We start from the raw sequence: 15,312 nt of genomic DNA on the forward strand, positions 1-15,312 counted from the left end.
CAGACCCGAAGGTCTGCCGCTCAGAAAAGGTGGAGCCTAACTCAACGTTACGTCCGGTGCTTGATAACGCTGCAATGCAGACGATTATCGGTCAGGTGGACGGCAGGCTCCGTTTGGTGCGTCATTCAGGGTTCTGTGAGCTCTGCCGTAAATTACGGGGCAATCACAGACAGGCGAATGAGCCACGGTCTGATTATAGCAACTATCGTGCCACTTTTTAAAACTCTTTATTTATCAGAGTGGCGCCATAGTACCGCTGCCTCCGGCAGGTGGCTCTGAGCTGCTGACCGCATAAAAGTGTCTCTGCTTAGCGACGCATTTAGCCTGGATTTTTCTGATTAATATAAATCAAAGAGTTAAGTGTCTCCATAAAGAGACAGTGCGGCAGGCGATTTGTCGGAATTGAGCGACAGTCGTCTGCGTCAGATAAAAAAACCGCCCTTTACTGCGGCGGCTTTTTTTTACTGCTTACAGGCACCTGCTATAAAACGCAGATCAGCCCAGCTGCTTACGCGCATTACGGAAAATGCGCATCCACGGGCTGTCTTCGCCCCACTCTGCCGGATGCCAGGAGTTGCTGACGGTACGGAAGACGCGCTCCGGATGCGGCATCATGATCGTAACGCGACCGCTTTCGTTGGTGACCGCCGTGATACCGTTTGGCGAGCCGTTCGGGTTAGCCGGATAGCTTTCGGTCACTTTACCGAAGTTATCCGTGAAGCGCAGTGCCACCAGGCCTTTTGCTTCCAGCGCCGCCAGATGGGCGCCGTCGCGCACTTCAACAAAGCCTTCACCGTGTGATACCGCAATCGGCATGCGTGAACCTGCCATCCCCTCCAGCAGCAGCGACGGACTGGCCGCCACTTCCACCAGGCTGAAACGCGCTTCAAAGCGCTCAGACTGATTGCGGACAAAACGCGGCCACAGCTCGCTGCCGGGGATCACTTCGCGCAGGTTTGACATCATCTGGCAGCCGTTGCAGACACCCAGCGCCAGCGTCTGCGGACGATGGAAGAAGTTTTCAAACTCGTCGCGCACGCGATCGTTAAACAGAATCGATTTTGCCCAGCCTTCGCCGGCACCCAGTACGTCGCCGTAAGAGAAACCGCCGCACGCCACCAGCGCATGGAACTCCTCCAGGCCGCGACGTCCCGCCAGCAGATCGCTCATGTGTACATCCACGGCGGTAAAGCCGGCGCGATGGAACGCTGCTGCCATCTCAACGTGTGAGTTAACGCCCTGCTCACGCAGCACGGCGATGCGCGGGCGCACGCCGGTGGCGATCATCGGCGCAGCCACATCTTCTTCCGGCCGGAAGGTCAGCTGAGCGTTCAGACCCGGATCGCTGTCGTTTTGCTTCGCCTCATGCTCCTGATCGGCACAGGCCGGATTATCACGCAGGCGCTGCATCTGCCAGGTGGTTTCGGCCCACCAGGTACGCAGCGTCGTGCGGCTTTCGCTGTAGACCGGATGCTCGCCGGCGCGGATCACAAAGCGGTCGCCCGGCAGCGCCTTGCCAATCACATGCAGCGCGCTGCGCAGACCGTGGTCAGCAAATACCTTCTCTACCGCTGCCAGATCGGCCGCGTTGATCTGCAGCACCGCGCCCAGCTCTTCGGTGAACAGCGCCGCCAGCGCATCGCTGCCCAGCGCGGCGATATCCGCCTCAATACCGCAGTGGCCGGTAAAGGCCATCTCCGCCAGCGTCACCAGCAGCCCGCCGTCGGAACGGTCGTGGTAGGCCAGCAGCTTCTGTTCGCTGACCAGCGTCTGGATAGCGTTGAAGAAGCCTGCCAGCTGTGCGGCATCGCGCACGTCAGCCGGCTTATCGCCCAGCTGACGATAGACCTGCGACAGCGCGGTTGCGCCCAGCGTATTGGCACCGTTGCCGAGGTCCACCAGCAGCAGCAGGTTATCCTGCTCTGCCTGCAGCTGCGGCGTTACGGTACGCCGGACATCTTCCACGCGCGCAAACGCGGTGATCACCAGCGAGAGCGGCGACGTCATTTCACGCTCTTCATTGCCCTGCTGCCAGCGGGTTTTCATCGACATTGAGTCTTTGCCGACCGGGATAGTGATCCCCAGCGCCGGGCAGAGTTCTTCGCCAACGGCTTTGACCGCTTCGTAAAGGCCGGCATCCTCACCCGGATGTCCGGCTGCTGCCATCCAGTTTGCAGAAAGCTTCACGCGCTTCAGCGAACCAATCGCGGTAGCGGCCAGGTTAGTGAGCGCTTCGCCTACCGCCAGACGCCCGGAGGCGGCAAAATCAAGCAGCGCGACCGGGGCGCGTTCGCCCATGGCGAAAGCTTCGCCGTGATAGCTGTCGAGGCTGGCCGTGGTCACGGCGCAGTTTGCCACCGGGATCTGCCACGGTCCCACCATCTGATCGCGCGCCACCATGCCGGTCACGGAACGGTCGCCGATGGTGATAAGAAACGTTTTCTCAGCCACCGCAGGCAGATGCAGTACGCGGTTAACCGCATCCGCAACCGTAATGCCGTTACGCTGCAGCGCGTCGCCTTTTGCCTGCTGCCGCGTGACGTCGCGCGTCATTTTTGGCGTTTTGCCCAGCAGAACATCCAGCGGCATGTCGATAGGCTTGTTGTCGAAATGGCTGTCGCTCAGGGAGAGGTGCTGCTCTTCAGTCGCCTCACCAATCACCGCATACGGGGCGCGCTCGCGCTGGCACAGCTCATCAAACAGCGCCAGCTTCTCTGGCGCAACGGCCAGCACATAGCGCTCCTGCGACTCGTTACACCACACTTCCAGCGGGCTCATGCCCGGCTCATCGCTGAGAATGTCGCGCAGGTTGAAGTTACCGCCGCGTCCGCCATCGCTGACCAGCTCAGGCATGGCGTTAGAGAGACCGCCCGCGCCGACGTCGTGGATAAACAGAATCGGGTTGGCTTCGCCCAGCTGCCAGCAGCGGTCAATTACTTCCTGACAGCGGCGCTCCATTTCCGGGTTGTCGCGCTGCACTGAGGCAAAATCGAGGTCGGCATCGGACTGACCGGAGGCCATGGATGACGCAGCACCGCCGCCGAGGCCGATGTTCATCGCCGGTCCGCCCAGCACAATCAGTTTGGCGCCCACGACGATCTCGCCTTTCTGCACGTGATCGGCACGAATATTGCCAATCCCGCCTGCCAGCATGATCGGCTTATGGTAGCCGCGCAGTTCAACGCCGTTGTGGCTGTTAACCTGCTCTTCATAGGTGCGGAAGTAACCGTTCAGCGCCGGACGGCCAAATTCATTGTTAAACGCCGCGCCGCCCAGCGGGCCTTCGGTCATGATATCCAGTGCGGTAACAATACGATCCGGCTTGCCGAAATCCTCTTCCCAAGGCTGCTCAAAGCCCGGAATACGCAGATTGGAAACGGAAAAGCCGGTGAGACCCGCTTTCGGTTTGGCGCCACGCCCGGTTGCGCCTTCATCGCGGATTTCACCACCTGAACCGGTGGCAGCACCCGGCCAGGGGGAGATAGCGGTTGGATGGTTGTGCGTCTCTACCTTCATCAGGATATGCGCGGCTTCCTGATGAAAAGCGTACTCGCCCTGCTGCGCATCAGCGTAGAAGCGGCCAACTTCCGAACCTTCCATCACGGCAGCGTTATCTTTATAGGCTGACAGCACGTGATCGGGATGCTGCTCAAACGTATTTTTGATCATCTTAAACAGCGATTTGGGCTGTTTTTCGCCATCGATGATCCAGTCAGCGTTGAAAATTTTGTGGCGACAGTGCTCTGAGTTCGCCTGCGCAAACATATAGAGTTCAATGTCGTTGGGGTTGCGACCCAGACGGGTGAAGGCATCCAGCAGGTAATCTATTTCGTCATCCGCCAGCGCCAGGCCCAGCGTGCTATTCGCCTGCTCCAGCGCCTGACGTCCGGTTCCCAGCACGTCAACGCTCTGCAGCGGCTGCGGCGCATGATGAGCAAACAGCTGCTCTGCCGCCTGCAGATCGCTGAATACGCACTCCATCATGCGATCGTGCAGCAGGCCAGCCAGCTGCTGCCACTGCGCTTCTGTCAGCTGCGGCGCCTGAACATAGAACGCCAGGCCGCGCTCCAGGCGCTTAACCTGCGGCAGATCGCAGTTGTGAGCAATGTCCGTGGCTTTCGATGACCAGGGAGAGATAGTGCCGGGGCGCGGCGTGACCAGCAGCAGACGCCCTTGAGGCGCATGTTCAGCGAGAGAAGGGCCATATTTCAGCAGACGCTGCAGGCGGGCGTGTTCATCCGCGCTGAGCGGTGCGGCAACATCAGCAAAATGGACATACTCGGCGTAAATATCACTCACCGGCAGATGAGCGTTCTGAAAGCGGGTCAGCAGTTTGTTTACACGAAATGCTGACAGAGCGGGCGAACCACGCAGAATTTCCATCATTAAAGATCTCTCGTCTTCGAAGCGCCGGGCGACGCTTCATTGGGCGCAACAGGGAAAACGGGCGGTATTATAGAGAAAGCGCGCGGGTAACGAAACCGTTTGCGCAGAAAAACTGCCATACGGGATTTGCCTGAATTTTGCGCAAAACTTGCTATATGAGTTGCCCTGTTTCGCTTTGTTGCGCAAAATGCCCCTCGCTCTGGGAGTAAAAAACAATACCAATACTGCCTTTAAAGGACAGAGGCCTGTGAGCCATTAAGAGACAACCATTTGAAACGCCTAAAATTAAATTATCTGTTTATCGGTCTGATCACCGTGCTGCTGGCGCTGGCGCTGTGGCCGGCAATCCCCTGGTACGGGGGCGATCGGGACGCGCTGACAGCGATCAAATCACGCGGTGTGTTGCGCATCAGCACCGTCAATTCGCCACTGACCTATTACACCGTCAATCAGGCACCGGCTGGCATGGATTACGAGCTGGCAAAGCGCTTTGCAGACTACCTCGGCGTCAGGCTGGAAGTCACTGTGCGACCCAGCCTGGGCGATCTGTTTGACGATCTCGATGACGGAAAAGCCGATCTGCTCGCCGCCGGGCTTATCTATAACAGTGAGCGTCTGGCGCACTATCAGGCCGGTCCCAGCTACTATTCGGTGTCGCAGCAGCTGGTTTACCGTATCGATAAGCCGCGTCCGCGCACGCTGGGCGACCTGAAAGGCCGTCTGGTGGTGCAGTCCGGCTCAGCCTATCTCTCCACGCTGCGGGCAGAAAAAGCCAACAGCTATCCCGATCTCGACTGGGCTATCGCCACCGATCAGGGACAGAAAGCGCTGCTGGAGGCGGTGGCTGACGGCAAGCTTGACTACACGGTAGGCGACTCGGTGACCGTGGGCCTGCTGCAGCGTATTCATCCGCAGCTGGCGGTAGCCTTTGATATTACCGATGAAGAGCCAGTGACCTGGTATCTGCCGCGCAATGCTGACAGCAGCCTCAACGCGGCCATGCTCGATTTCTACAGCCAGATGGGTGAAGAAGGCACCATGGCGCGGCTGGAGGAGAAGTATCTCGGTCACGTTGGCACGTTTGATTATGTTGATACCCGCACCTTCCTGCGCGCAATTGACAATACGCTGCCGGATATCAAACCGCTGTTTGAGAAATATGCGGCGAGCATGGACTGGCGCCTGCTGGCGGCGATCTCCTATCAGGAGTCGCACTGGAATCCGCAGGCGACCTCGCCCACCGGCGTGCGCGGCATGATGATGCTGACGCGCAACACGGCGGATAGTCTTAACGTTGATGACCGGCTCGATCCGGAGCAGAGCATTCGCGGCGGCAGTGAGTATCTGCAGCGCATGATGGATAAAGTGCCGGCGAGCGTGCCTGATGACGAGCGCATCTGGTTTGCGCTGGCAGCTTACAATATGGGATATGCGCACATGCTCGACGTGCGCCGGCTGACGGCAAAACAGGGCGGTAACCCTGACAGCTGGGCGGATGTAAAACTGCGTCTGCCGATGCTCAGCCAGAAGCGCTACTATGCGCAAACCGCCTACGGCTATGCGCGCGGGCATGAAGCGTATAACTACGTGGAGAATATCCGCAAGTATCAGCTAAGTCTGGTGGGCTATCTGCAGGAGCAGGAGCGCCGCCTGGCGCAGCGTTCAGCGCTGGAAGCGGAGCTGGGCGCCGGCTATCCGGCGGTTGAGCCTAAAATTGCCATGAACTAATCTGCGCGCTGTGCCTGACGCAGCGCGCGCTTCTGCTCGCGTCGCATACGAAAAAAGTCGCTCAGCATGCCGGCGCACTCCTCCGCCAGCACGCCGCAGGCGATCTCAATCTGATGATTCATCCCCGGGTGCCCCAGCACATCCAGCAGCGAACCGGCCGCGCCGGTTTTAATATCTTTCGCGCCGTAGACCAGGCGGGTAATGCGGCTGTGAACCATGGCGCCGGCGCACATGACGCACGGCTCCAGCGTGACATAGAGCGTGGTATCCAGCAGGCGATAGTTATCCAGCACTTTGCCGCCCTGGCGCAGCGCCATGATCTCCGCGTGTGCGGTGGGATCGCACTGGCCAATCGGCCGGTTCCAGCCCTCGCCTATGACTTTATCTCCCTGCACCAGCACGGCTCCGACCGGCACCTCACCCTGCTCCCGGGCACGCTGCGCCAGCTGCAGCGCATAACGCATCCAGTATTCATCAGTTTGTGGCTTCACCGGGTAACTCCTGCAGAATCAAAAGGCGGCGCATTATAGACAAAAACGCCGCGCGATTCACTCCAGCTGCTGCAGTTCACCGCGCGGCGTTACGCGCCAGCGATGCTGGCAGAAAAACAGCAGCGGGTTATCCTGCTTGCTGTCGCTATAGCCGCTGTAGAGCTGCAGCGGCGTGCCAATCTGCTCTTCCAGCTGCGCGACCTTTTCGTGGCCCAGGCAGCGCATCGCCAGCACGCGTCCGCCGCGTCCTGGCCGCATCTGGCTGGCAATCAGTTTCACACGCGGCAGAAAAGCGGAGTCAAAATAGACCTGCTCCACCAGCGACTGTGGTGAGCCGGTAATCAGCCACACATCGGCATCGTTGCTCTGCAGGTAATCGGTCAGGCGCTGCTGCACCACCGGAAACGCCACTACCCGCTCGCGGAACCACTGCGCAAACTCCGCTTCACGCGCGCGCAGGCGCGTTTCGCTGTGCCCGAACGTGATTGCCCAGAGCAGCAGACTCATCGGCCAGCGCGCTGCCCGGCCCTTAATCAGCAGCCCGAGGCCAATAACCGGCAGCAGCGGAACCACCAGCAGCAGATTCAGCGGCTGCCGGCGCAGTAAAAAGCGCATAAAGGTGCCAAACATATCCTGCTGATGCAGCGTGCCATCCAGGTCGAAAAATACGACGCGACGTTGCGAGTCCTGTGTCAAACCCCTCTCCTTTTTTAAATCAGTTGCTGCTCTACAGTGTAGCCAGCAACCGCGCTTAGCGAAGCTGTGATTTTTAATTCCGCTAGCTACAAAGCCCACTGAATAGTTTATTCTTGGTGTCATGGAATATTGACTATTGCTGCGCATGCTGCGGAGACGTTAGCCGCGCCATGCTATAAAACCGGGAGTAAGGATCGACCATGAGTTCACTGCTGCGAATCCGTCAGCTCTATCCCCGGCTGGCGCTGAATGAGCGCCGGCTGGCCGACTTTTTACTGTCACAGCCCGATCGGGCGCGCCATCTCAGCTCGCAGAAGCTGGCTGAAGAGGCGGGCGTCAGCCAGTCGAGCGTGGTGAAATTTGCGCAGAAGCTGGGTTATAAAGGCTTTCCTGCACTGAAGCTGGCGCTGAGTGAATCGCTGGCGGATCGCGATGCGATCACCGTGCATAATCATATCCTCAGTGACGATCCGCTGAAGATCGTGGGAGAGAAGCTGCTGACGGAGAAGATCTCCGCGATCCGCGCCACGCTGGATATTAACAGCGAAGAGAAGCTGATGGAGACGCTGCATCTGCTGAAGAATGCCAACCGCATTCTGCTGGTGGGTATCGGGGCATCCGGTCTGGTGGCGAAAGATTTCTCCTGGAAACTGATGAAAATCGGTATTAACGCGGTGGCAGAGCAGGATATGCACGCCCTGCTCGCCAGCGTTCAGGCGATGGCGCCGGGCGATGTCCTGCTGGCCATCTCCTACACCGGCGAACGACGCGAAATCAATCTGGCGGCACAGGAAGCAGCCGCTATCGGCGCGGATGTGGTGGCCTTTACCGGTTTTACGCCAAATGCGCTGCAGCAGTGCGCGTCAATCTGCCTCTATACCGTTGCAGAGGAGCAGAGCACGCGCAGCGCGGCAATCTCCTCAACCAGCGCCCAGCTGGCCCTGACAGATTTGCTGTTTATGGCGCTGGTGCAGCACGATCCGGAGCGGGCATCGAGCCACATTCGCCACAGCGAAGCGCTGGTGAAAAAGCTGATATAAGCGTTAAACCAGCTTATAATGACCGCGTTTTTAATGAGGATTAACGGACGTGAAGAATGGCGTTACTGATTACGGCGAAATGTATTAACTGCGACATGTGTGAGCCGGAGTGTCCCAATCAGGCTATCGCGCTGGGTGAGGCGATATATGAAATCGATCCGGCGCGCTGCACCGAGTGCGTGGGGCATTATGAAACGCCAACCTGTCAGAGCGCCTGTCCTATCGACAATACGATTATCAGCGACCCGCAGCGCGCCGAAAGTCGCGACGCGCTGTGGGAGAAATTCGTACAGCTCTGGCCGCACTGAGCGCGTAACGCTCAGTCCTCAATGATCACCGTGGCACAGGCGTAGTGGCGCTCATCAGCCAGCGTCACGTGCACGCGCTGCACGCCCAGCCGTTCAGCAATGATGCTCGCCTGCTCAAAAAAGCGCAGACCCGGTTTTCCCAGCGCATCGTTGAACACCTCAAACTGATTAAACGCCAGTCCGCCGCGGATCCCGGTGCCAAAGGCTTTGGCCGCCGCCTCTTTCACGGCGAAGCGCTTGGCAAGGAAACGCACCGGCTGCTGATGCGCCTGATACTGCTGCCACTCCGCGTCACTCAGTACGCGGCGCGCCAGGCGATCGCCGGATCGTTCGATAACGCCGGCGATGCGCTCAATTTCCACGATATCGCTGCCGAGGCCGAGAATCGCCATCAGCGCCGCGCTTCCCGCATCAGCTGCTTCATTTCGCTTACCGCATCTGCCAGCCCGCTGAAGAGCGCGCGGCCGATGATGGCATGGCCGATATTCAGCTCATGCATCTCCGGCAGCGCCGCAATGGGCTGCACATTGTGATAAGTCAGTCCGTGGCCGGCATTGACCTTCAGCCCGAGAGAGGCAGCGTAGTGCGCTGCTTCGCGAATACGCATTAGCTCGGCGTCACGCGCCTGCCCTTCCGGCGCTTCAGCGTATGCGCCGGTATGAATTTCGATATAAGGCGCGCCGCTGGCAACCGCTGCGTCAATCTGCCGGCGGTCGGCATCGATAAACAGTGACACCAGTATGCCCGCCTCTGACAGCTGCTGTACCGCTGCGCTGACGCTCGCCTGCTGGCCCGCCACGTCCAGGCCGCCCTCCGTGGTGACCTCCTGACGCTTCTCCGGCACCAGGCAGACAAAGTGCGGCCGGATGTCACAGGCGATGGCGATCATCTCATCCGTGACCGCCATCTCCAGGTTCATTCGCGTCTGAATGGTATCGCGCAGAATACGCACATCGCGATCGGTGATATGCCGGCGGTCTTCACGCAGATGCACGGTAATACCATCAGCGCCCGCCTGCTCGGCCACGAAAGCGGCCTGTACCGGATCGGGATAGTAGGTGCCACGCGCGTTACGTACGGTAGCGATATGATCAATATTGACGCCTAACAGCAACTCAGCCATAACTACGCTTCTCTTTATTTAATGTCAGTGCAGTGTATCGCGACGATACGTTCAGGTGGTCTGACCGCCGCTACGCCTGCGGCGCATCGGGTTTCTTCTTTGGAATAAACTGGCGAAACAGCTCCTGACTCTTCAGCGGTTTGCCGCCGAGATAGGGCTTTAGCGCAATGCGCGTAAAGCGCTTGGCGGCCCGCAGGCTATCGGCATCGGGGAAACTGCGCGCTTCAATGGCGCGCAGCTGGTGACCGGTAAAGCTGCGCTGATTCAGCACCAGGCTGGCGATAAAGCCCTTCTCTTCGCGGTAGCTGTAGGTCATGGCGTCATCGATCGCCTCGCCGCTGCCGGCGCAGTGCAGAAAATCGACGCCGTAGCCGAGATGCCCGAGCAGCGCCAGCTCAAAACGGCGCAGCGCCGGTTCCGGCGAGGCGGTGCCGGCGGCCAGCTCCTGAATACAGTTCAGGTAATCGAAGAAGAGTTCAGAAAAGGGGATCTCCTGCTCCAGCACGCGCGACAGCAGTTCATTGACATAAAGACCGCAGTAGAGCGTGATGCCGCTGAGCGGCAGCGCCAGCGAAACCGCTTCGGCATTACGCAGCGTTTTGACTTCACCGCGTCCGCCCCAGCGGACCAGCAGCGGCGTAAAAGGCTGCAGGGTACCTTTCAGCTGAGAGCGACGCGAGCGCGCGCCTTTAGCCAGGACGCGAACGCGGCCCTGACTTTCCGTAAAGAGATCGAGCAGCAGGCTGGTTTCGCTGTAGGGGCGACTATGCAGCACAAACGCGCGTTGCCAGCCTTCCATCAGTTACAGATCGTCTGTGTAGCCCAGGCTGCGCAGCGCACGTTCGTCGTCTGCCCAGCCCGATTTAACTTTCACCCAGAGCTCAAGGTGCACTTTGGCTTCAAACATCTCTTCCATGTCACGCCGCGCTTCAATGCCGATGGTTTTGATTTTCGAGCCTTTATTGCCAATTACCATTTTCTTCTGGCCTTCACGCTCTACCAGAATCAGGCCATTGATGTCGTAGCCGCCGCGCTCATTGGCCACAAACTGTTCGATCTCAACGGTCACAGAGTAAGGCAGTTCGGCACCGAGGAAACGCATCAGCTTTTCGCGGATGATCTCCGAAGCCATAAAGCGCTGTGAGCGGTCGGTGATGTAATCTTCCGGGAAGTGGTGCTCCGCCAGCGGCAGACGCTTACGGGCAATCGCTGCGATGGTATCGACGTTTTTGCCATTCTCAGCAGAGATAGGCACGATATCGAGGAAATTCATCTGCTGGCTCAGGAACTGCAGGTGCGGCAGCAGGATACTTTTATCCTGAATGTTATCCACCTTGTTCACCGCCAGCACCACCGGGACTTTGCCGTCGCGCAGCTTGTTGAGCACCATCTCATCATCCGGCGTCCAGCGCGTGCCTTCCACGACGAAAATTACCAGCTCCACGTCGCCAATTGAGCTGCTGGCAGCACGGTTCATCAGGCGGTTGATCGCCCGCTTCTCTTCCATATGCAGCCCGGGTGTATCCACGTAGATCGCCTGATAAGCGCCCTCGGTGTGGATGCCCATAATACGGTGGCGCGTGGTTTGCGGTTTGCGTGAGGTGATCGAGACCTTCTGCCCCAGCAGCTGGTTCAGTAAGGTTGATTTACCGACGTTGGGCCGGCCTACAATCGCGACAAAGCCGCAATAAGTTTCGTGTTCGCTCATTCGGGTCCTGACTTAGTCAGCGCCGGGATGGCGCTGTCGTAAAACAATTTATTCGAGTCCAAGCTTAATTAAAGCCTGTTCGGCGGCAGCCTGTTCCGCTTTGCGGCGGCTGGAGCCTACGCCCACGACCGGATCGGCCATGCCACTCACCTGACAGTGAATGGTGAACTCCTGGTCGTGCGCTTCGCCCCGCACCTGCACCACCAGATAGGAAGGCAGCGGCAGATGGCGACCCTGCAGATACTCCTGCAGGCGCGTTTTGGGATCTTTCTGTTTATCGCCCGGGCTTATCTGCTCCAGACGGTTCAGATACCAGTCGAGAATCAGCTTCTCAACGGTCTGGATATTACTGTCGAGGAAGATGCCGCCAATCAGCGCCTCTACCGTATCCGCAAGGATCGACTCGCGACGGAAGCCGCCGCTTTTCAGTTCGCCTGGTCCAAGACGCAGGCACTCGCCCAGTTCAAACTCACGCGCCATCTCAGCCAGCGTATTGCCGCGCACCAGCGTGGCGCGCATGCGGCTCATATCGCCTTCGTCCACGCGCGGGAAGCGGTGATAAAGCGCGTTGGCAATCACATAGCTGAGAATTGAATCGCCTAAAAATTCAAGCCGTTCGTTATGCTTGCTGCTGGCGCTGCGGTGTGTCAGGGCCTGCTGCAAAAGTTCCGGATGAGTAAAAGTGTAGCCCAGTTTGCGCTGCAGCTTAGTAATGAGAATGGGGTTCATGCGATTCCAGTTGTTCTGTGCGTCTGTAACTCTGCATACGAAACAGGGCTGATAGCAGCGCGTTCTGTTTCGTGTGCAGTGGCTTCCTGTCAGACAGGAAGCCACCCGTATTTAGTGAATGCCGCCGATACGGCTCAGGCGTACGCCTGTCGGCCACTCACCTTCCTGTTTTTCAAAGCTCATCCAGATAGCGACCGCTTTACCGACCAGATTCTTCTCAGGCACAAAGCCCCAGTAGCGGCTGTCGGCGCTGTTGTCACGGTTGTCGCCCATCATGAAATATTGACCCTGCGGTACCACCCAGGTCGCCTGCGGCTGGCCCGGCTGCTGATAGTACATGTTCGCCTGACTCTGCGCCTCATTCACCAGCAGAATATTGTGCGTCACATCGCCCAGCGTCTCTTTGCGCGTCCCGAGACGCAGGCCACCGCGCAGCGTTTCACCCTGCGGTTTCCGGAAGAAGCCGTTGCCGGTCTCGTTGCCGTCAAAGCCGCTGAACGTCTGGATAAAGTCGCTTGGCTCAATATTGGTATAGGTGACCGGCAGCGCCGTATCACATTTGCCGTTACCGCAGCCGGGATTGATGGTCAGCGTTTTACTGAACGGATCAAACACCACTTTATCGCCCGGCAGACCAATCACGCGTTTGATGTAGTCAACGCTGGGATCTTTTGGATATTTAAACACGGCGACATCGCCGCGCTTTGGATGTCCGGTCGGGATCAGCGTGGTTTGCGTGATAGGATCTTTAATGCCATACGCAAACTTCTCTACCAGGATAAAGTCGCCAATCAGCAGCGTGGGCATCATTGAGCCGGAGGGGATCTGAAAGGGTTCAAAAATAAATGAACGTACAATCAGTACCACCGCCAGCACCGGAAATACCGATGCCGCCGTTTCAATCCAGCCTGGCTGCGCAGCCACTTTCGCCAGCGTTTTGCTGTCGAGCGCGTTACCCGCCTGCGCCTGTGCAGCGGCCTGTTTTGCCCGACGCTCAGGTGCCCACTTCACGCGATCGATACACCAGATGATGCCGGTCAGCAGCGTAGCGATAACCAGAATCAGGGCGAACATGTTAGCCATTGTGGTTCCTTATTTGCTGTCTTTACCGACATGCAGAATGGCGAGGAAAGCTTCCTGCGGCAGCTCAACGTTGCCGACCTGCTTCATGCGTTTCTTACCATCTTTCTGTTTCTGCAACAGTTTTTTCTTACGGCTGACGTCACCGCCGTAGCATTTTGCCAGAACGTTTTTGCGCAGCTGCTTCACGGTCGAACGCGCAATGATATGGTTGCCAATCGCCGCCTGAATCGCGATATCAAACTGCTGGCGCGGGATCAGATCTTTCATCTTCTCCACCAGCTCGCGACCGCGGTACTGCGAGTTATCACGGTGGGTGATCAGCGCCAGGGCATCAACACGCTCTGCGTTAATTAATACGTCCACGCGCACCATGTCTGACGCCTGGAAACGCTTGAAGTTGTAGTCCAGCGACGCATAGCCGCGCGACGTCGATTTCAGACGGTCGAAGAAGTCGAGTACCACTTCAGCCATCGGGATATCGTAGGTGAGCGCGACCTGGTTGCCGTGGTAAACCATATTGGTCTGCACGCCGCGCTTCTCCACGCACAGGGTAATCACGTTACCCAGATACTCCTGTGGCAGCAACATGTGACACTCTGCAATCGGCTCACGCAGCTCTTCAATATTGTTGAGCGGCGGCAGCTTGGCCGGGCTGTCAACATATACCACTTCGCCATCGGTGGTTTGCACTTCATACACAACCGTTGGCGCAGTGGTGATCAGATCGAGATCGTACTCGCGCTCCAGGCGCTCCTGAATGATCTCCATATGCAGCAGACCCAGGAAGCCGCAGCGGAAACCAAAGCCCAGCGCGGTTGAACTCTCTGGCTCATAGAACAGAGAGGCGTCGTTCAGGCTCAGCTTGCCGAGCGCGTCGCGGAATGACTCATAGTCATCTGAACTCACCGGGAAAAGACCGGCATAAACCTGCGGTTTGACCTTTTTGAAGCCAGGCAGCGCTTTATCTGCCGGGTTGCGCTGCAGCGTCAGCGTATCGCCCACCGGCGCACCCAGAATGTCTTTGATGGCGCACACCAGCCAGCCCACTTCCCCGCACTTCAGTTCGGTGCGGTCAACCTGTTTGGGTGTGAAGATACCCAGGCGGTCAGCGTTATAAACCTGACCGGTACTCATGACTTTGACCTTCTCGCCCTTGCGCAGCGTACCGTTTTTAATACGGATCAGGGAAACAACGCCAAGGTAGTTATCGAACCAGGAGTCGATGATCAGCGCCTGCAGCGGGCCATCCGGATCGCCTTCCGGTGCCGGAATATCGCGCACCAGGCGCTCCAGCACATCCGGCACGCCGATGCCGGTTTTAGCCGAGCAGCGCACGGCATCTACGGCATCGATACCCACGATATCTTCAATCTCTTCGGCTACGCGCTCAGGATCGGCAGCGGGCAGGTCGATCTTATTCAGTACCGGTACCACTTCCAGATCCATTTCCATGGCGGTATAGCAGTTCGCCAGCGTCTGTGCTTCAACGCCCTGTCCTGCATCGACCACCAGCAGCGCCCCTTCACAGGCCGCCAGCGAGCGGGAAACTTCATACGAGAAGTCTACGTGGCCCGGGGTGTCGATAAAATTGAGCTGGTAAGTTTCACCGTCTGGCGCTGTGTAATCGAGCGTGACGCTCTGCGCTTTAATCGTAATGCCGCGCTCGCGCTCCAGATCCATGGAATCAAGAACCTGCGCCGCCATCTCACGATCGCTCAGGCCACCACAAATCTGAATCAGACGATCGGAGAGCGTTGATTTGCCGTGGTCAATGTGAGCAATAATAGAGAAATTTCGTATGTGCTTCATTTATATGAATATCTTCACGTAGAGAATCAGTTGAAAACGTGAGCACAGACACATTCAGGCAAGCGATCTTTACCCGGAACCCTGTCGGCCTCATTAATGACGTCGCATATTACACTGTTAACGCCGCGCGTTAAAGAATGGAACCTGTGGGATTTGCAACAGAATTCAGCGGGTAAGCGGGAAATGAAAAGGCCGCACAGCAGGCGGCCCG

13 protein-coding genes are annotated in these 15,312 nt (G+C 58.1%); 3 read left to right on the forward strand and 10 right to left on the reverse strand.

Annotated elements, in window-relative coordinates; translation table 11 throughout:
- Positions 1 to 495: 495 nt before the first annotated feature.
- The gene (purL, locus tag FS690_RS14605; protein WP_145339832.1) at positions 496 to 4,386 is read right to left on the reverse strand and encodes a phosphoribosylformylglycinamidine synthase; all 3,891 of its coding nucleotides are present in this window, start codon (positions 4,384 to 4,386) and stop codon (positions 496 to 498) included.
- 270 nt (positions 4,387 to 4,656) lie between these two features.
- Between purL and mltF the strand changes: the two genes are divergently transcribed.
- Positions 4,657 to 6,114 (forward strand): membrane-bound lytic murein transglycosylase MltF, encoded by a 1,458-nt coding sequence (gene mltF, locus FS690_RS14610; protein ID WP_039379675.1) that lies wholly within the window; start codon positions 4,657 to 4,659, stop codon positions 6,112 to 6,114.
- On the opposite strand, the gene tadA is transcribed toward mltF, so the two are convergent.
- Entirely contained in the window at positions 6,111 to 6,605 is a 495-nt protein-coding gene (tadA, locus tag FS690_RS14615) for a tRNA adenosine(34) deaminase TadA (RefSeq protein WP_071667886.1), read from the reverse strand. The genes mltF and tadA overlap by 4 nt on opposite strands.
- Before the next feature lie 57 nt (positions 6,606 to 6,662).
- Positions 6,663 to 7,301, reverse strand: coding sequence for a phosphatidylglycerophosphatase C (gene yfhb, locus FS690_RS14620; RefSeq protein ID WP_094112077.1), 639 nt, complete (start codon positions 7,299 to 7,301; stop codon positions 6,663 to 6,665).
- A gap of 200 nt (positions 7,302 to 7,501) precedes the next feature.
- Here yfhb and FS690_RS14625 point away from each other — a divergent pair, with 200 nt between their 5' ends.
- Both FS690_RS14625 and FS690_RS14630 read left to right on the forward strand, forming a co-directional pair.
- The gene (locus FS690_RS14625; RefSeq protein WP_071667885.1) at positions 7,502 to 8,341 is read left to right on the forward strand and encodes a MurR/RpiR family transcriptional regulator; all 840 of its coding nucleotides are present in this window, start codon (positions 7,502 to 7,504) and stop codon (positions 8,339 to 8,341) included.
- 56 nt (positions 8,342 to 8,397) lie between these two features.
- The gene (locus tag FS690_RS14630) at positions 8,398 to 8,649 is read left to right on the forward strand and encodes a YfhL family 4Fe-4S dicluster ferredoxin (protein ID WP_145339833.1); all 252 of its coding nucleotides are present in this window, start codon (positions 8,398 to 8,400) and stop codon (positions 8,647 to 8,649) included.
- Between the two features lie 11 nt (positions 8,650 to 8,660).
- Here FS690_RS14630 and acpS read toward each other — a convergent pair whose 3' ends face one another.
- The 7 genes from acpS to lepA form a co-directional block, all read right to left on the reverse strand.
- Positions 8,661 to 9,041, reverse strand: a complete 381-nt coding sequence (acpS, locus tag FS690_RS14635; protein WP_039379688.1) for a holo-ACP synthase — start codon at positions 9,039 to 9,041, stop codon at positions 8,661 to 8,663.
- On the reverse strand, positions 9,041 to 9,772 hold the full coding sequence (gene pdxJ, locus FS690_RS14640; protein WP_145339834.1) for a pyridoxine 5'-phosphate synthase: 732 nt from the start codon (positions 9,770 to 9,772) through the stop codon (positions 9,041 to 9,043). Before pdxJ ends, acpS begins: the two co-directional genes overlap by 1 nt.
- A 70-nt stretch (positions 9,773 to 9,842) precedes the next feature.
- Entirely contained in the window at positions 9,843 to 10,571 is a 729-nt protein-coding gene (gene recO, locus FS690_RS14645; RefSeq protein WP_039379693.1) for a DNA repair protein RecO, read from the reverse strand.
- Between the two features lie 3 nt (positions 10,572 to 10,574).
- Positions 10,575 to 11,480: a GTPase Era gene (era, locus tag FS690_RS14650; protein WP_039379695.1), complete on the reverse strand. Its 906-nt coding sequence runs from the start codon at positions 11,478 to 11,480 to the stop codon at positions 10,575 to 10,577.
- Positions 11,481 to 11,528: 48 nt separating this feature from the next.
- A complete protein-coding gene (gene rnc / locus FS690_RS14655; RefSeq protein WP_039379698.1) occupies positions 11,529 to 12,209 on the reverse strand; it encodes a ribonuclease III in 681 nt (226 codons plus the stop codon).
- Positions 12,210 to 12,320: 111 nt separating this feature from the next.
- Positions 12,321 to 13,292, reverse strand: a complete 972-nt coding sequence (gene lepB / locus FS690_RS14660) for a signal peptidase I (protein ID WP_065648657.1) — start codon at positions 13,290 to 13,292, stop codon at positions 12,321 to 12,323.
- 9 nt (positions 13,293 to 13,301) lie between these two features.
- On the reverse strand, positions 13,302 to 15,101 hold the full coding sequence (gene lepA / locus FS690_RS14665) for a translation elongation factor 4 (protein ID WP_039379703.1): 1,800 nt from the start codon (positions 15,099 to 15,101) through the stop codon (positions 13,302 to 13,304).
- Positions 15,102 to 15,312 lie beyond the last annotated feature (211 nt).

The sequence above is a fragment of the Pantoea sp. PSNIH1 genome, assembly GCF_007680655.1.
Lineage (GTDB): Bacteria > Pseudomonadota > Gammaproteobacteria > Enterobacterales > Enterobacteriaceae > Pantoea > Pantoea eucrina.

Bases quoted from the DNA above. Each gene is read 5' to 3' on its own strand.
- acpS (WP_039379688.1), bottom strand. From the start codon at position 9,041: ATGGCGATTCTCGGCCTCGGCAGCGATATCGTGGAAATTGAGCGCATC.
- lepB (WP_065648657.1), bottom strand. From the start codon at position 13,292: ATGGCTAACATGTTCGCCCTGATTCTGGTTATCGCTACGCTGCTGACC.
- era (WP_039379695.1), bottom strand. From the start codon at position 11,480: ATGAGCGAACACGAAACTTATTGCGGCTTTGTCGCGATTGTAGGCCGG.
- recO (WP_039379693.1), bottom strand. From the start codon at position 10,571: ATGGAAGGCTGGCAACGCGCGTTTGTGCTGCATAGTCGCCCCTACAGC.
- FS690_RS14630 (WP_145339833.1), top strand. From the start codon at position 8,398: ATGGCGTTACTGATTACGGCGAAATGTATTAACTGCGACATGTGTGAG.
- lepA (WP_039379703.1), bottom strand. From the start codon at position 15,101: ATGAAGCACATACGAAATTTCTCTATTATTGCTCACATTGACCACGGC.
- pdxJ (WP_145339834.1), bottom strand. From the start codon at position 9,772: ATGGCTGAGTTGCTGTTAGGCGTCAATATTGATCATATCGCTACCGTA.
- rnc (WP_039379698.1), bottom strand. From the start codon at position 12,209: ATGAACCCCATTCTCATTACTAAGCTGCAGCGCAAACTGGGCTACACT.
- FS690_RS14625 (WP_071667885.1), top strand. From the start codon at position 7,502: ATGAGTTCACTGCTGCGAATCCGTCAGCTCTATCCCCGGCTGGCGCTG.
- purL (WP_145339832.1), bottom strand. From the start codon at position 4,386: ATGATGGAAATTCTGCGTGGTTCGCCCGCTCTGTCAGCATTTCGTGTA.